A 1,048-nucleotide genomic window follows, 5' to 3' on the forward strand; every position below is an offset into this window, starting at 1 on the left:
TCTGCGCCTTTTTCTCGGATATAGGCTTCCAAAATATCAGATAAGACTTCCAACTTATCCGCTTCAAGGGTCATACCTGCAGCACCTGCGTGACCACCAAAGGCGATAAACAATTCTCGATGCGGGTCCAAGGCTTCAAAGATATCGACTGATTCGATGCTGCGAGCGCTACCCTTGGCTCGTCCATCTTCGATATTTAGCACAATAACTGTCTGACCCAGTTCTTCAAGCAAGCGCCCAGCTACAATTCCAAGAACTCCCGGATTCCAGCCTTCTTTAGCCAAAACTTGAACACTTTTATCAGGATCCACCATGCCCTTGGCTTCATCGTAAATGGACTGAACAATTTCCTTACGTTCTTCATTTTTCTGATGAATCAAAAGGGCGATTTCATGTACTTCCTCATCGTCAAATCCAGTCAACAAATCAATAGCTGGATTGGGATCATCCAAACGTCCTAGAGCATTTAAACGCGGTGCTAACTGAAAACCAACTGTCTCTTCTGTCACATCACTACTCGAAATCCCAGCGATTTCAAACATTTCTTGCAATCCCATTCGCTGAGTATTGCGCAAGACCTCAAGACCATATTGGACCATGATACGATTTTCGTCCGTCAAGCTGACCATGTCGGCAATTGTCCCAATTGCAACCAAGTCTAACAACTCGACCTGTACTTCTTCCAAAAGGGCACAAGCCAACTTAAAAGCGACCCCACAACCCGCCAAATACTTGAAAGGATAGTCCGCCCCTGGATGTTCAGGATGGATAATAGCATAGGCATCTGGTAAAACCTCAGGCATAGAATGGTGGTCGGTCACAATGACGTCCACTCCCATAGACTGAGCCAAATCAATGGCTTCATGCCCCGCCACACCATTGTCCACCGTCACAATCAAAGACACGCCCTGCTGTTCGATAAAATATTTGTAGACACTGGCATTTGGACCATAACCATCCGTAAAGCGATTGGGAAGATAGATCAGGCATTCAGCGCCTAACTGTTCTAAACTTTCCTTAACAATGGAAGCCGAAGTCATCCCATCCG

The 1,048-nt window shown here is 46.0% G+C and carries 1 protein-coding gene; it reads right to left on the bottom strand.

All coding sequences use genetic code 11. The features are described from left to right. Positions 1-1,048: single-stranded-DNA-specific exonuclease RecJ (gene recJ / locus HMPREF2795_RS06920; protein ID WP_075228533.1), on the bottom strand; the 1,048-nt coding region annotated here is incomplete at both ends.

This window comes from Streptococcus sp. HMSC056C01 (assembly GCF_001811305.1).
Lineage (GTDB): Bacteria > Bacillota > Bacilli > Lactobacillales > Streptococcaceae > Streptococcus.